Origin of the sequence: Intestinimonas timonensis (genome assembly GCF_900626145.1) — a bacterium.
GTDB classification, from domain to species: Bacteria; Bacillota; Clostridia; order Oscillospirales; family Oscillospiraceae; genus Intestinimonas; species Intestinimonas aquisgranensis.
The window spans coordinates 1-1308 of record NZ_LR130828.1 but is presented as its reverse complement, the minus strand read 5'-3'; the positions used below and the strand labels follow the sequence as shown (position 1 = coordinate 1308).

Genomic DNA, 1308 nt, shown 5'->3' with positions numbered 1-1308 from the left:
TGAACTGCCCCAGATTGTGCGGACAGTACAAAAAAGAGCCCTTAGTAGGAAAGATTAAGTTTTAAGCGGAGAGGCGTCGCGCCAGCGGCGCCTCTCCAGTTTTTAACTGGATGCGCTCATGGTTATAGAAGTAAATATAGCGGTCAATCATCTCATTGGCTTCGGAAAAGGTCGCCGGTTTGTGGCGGTAAATACATTCTGTTTTGAGGATAGAGAAGAAATTTTCCGCCATGGCGTTGTCGTACGGGTTTCCTTTCCTTGACATGGATGGTGTGATTCCGTATGCTTGAGTCAGATTGAAGTATGCTGCAGAGGTGTACTGAAATCCTTGGTCGCTGTGGAGCTGCAACTCCGCAGCGACCCTCTTTTTCTCCTGTTTCATTGCCAGATGAACGGTATCCAGAACCAAATTCACTGTCTGCTGGGTTCCAGTCTTGTAGGCGATGATGCTGTTGTCATAGAGGTCCCGGATTATGGAAAGGTACAGCACACCCTGCCTGGTGTGGATGTAGGAGATGTCTGTTACCCATTTGCTGTTAGGTTTGTCCGCATGGAACTCCCTGTTCAGCAGATTCCTGTATTTGTGTGCCTGCCGCCCCATCTGCTGCCATTTCCTGCGGCGGCGGATCTCCGAGAGCAGATCATATTTCTTCATGATTCGCAGCACAGTTTTGGGATTGCAGAAGATATTCCGGCTTTTCAGCCACAGCCACATCCGCCGGTAGCCGTAGGTGCGGAAGCTGCGTTCCCGCTGCTGTGCGATGAGCCCCGCAAGAGCCGCATCCTTTTCTGGCTTGCCTAGGCGATGGACAAAAGCATAGTAGCCGCTTCTGGACACTCCAAAGAATTTGCACATGACTGCCACTGGATACTCTGTCCTGTGACGATAGATGATATGATACTTTACCTTTGCTCTCACTTCCTTTCTGTGAAGCGCAGAAAATCCCGCAGTAGTTTATTTTCCATGCGAAGCCGTTGGATCTCACAGGCCTGCTCTGCCACAACGTCTCCTGGCGCAGCATCTTTTCTCGGCCGTCCTTTCGGTCGTGGGCGGATTCCGGCTTCCAGTTTTCGTTCTTTACGGCGCTCACGCTCAAGTAGTCTTTTTACCACCTGCTTATTCCGGAAGCCATAGTATTCTGCGACTTCCCGCTGTGTTTTCCCCTCTGCCAACATGGCCTTGATCTCTGGTAAAAGCATTTGAACGTGTGTGTAATTTCGTTTCTTCATGACAAAACCCCCTGATGTAGTCTATTTTCCTACATCAGGGGGGCTTTTGTCACTGTCCGTTTTTACTGGATCTGTTCA

At 49.8% G+C, this 1308-nt stretch carries 2 protein-coding genes; both read right to left on the bottom strand.

Features of this window, described 5'->3' with window-relative positions:
* Positions 1 to 61 precede the first annotated feature (61 nt).
* Positions 62 to 865 carry an IS3 family transposase gene (locus E0E29_RS17190; RefSeq protein WP_242622339.1) on the bottom strand — a complete coding sequence of 268 codons (804 nt, stop codon included), beginning with the start codon at positions 863 to 865 and terminating at the stop codon, positions 62 to 64.
* A gap of 50 nt (positions 866 to 915) precedes the next feature.
* A complete protein-coding gene (locus E0E29_RS17185; RefSeq protein ID WP_130848458.1) occupies positions 916 to 1230 on the bottom strand; it encodes an imidazolonepropionase in 315 nt (104 codons plus the stop codon).
* Between the last annotated feature and the right edge of the window lie 78 nt (positions 1231 to 1308).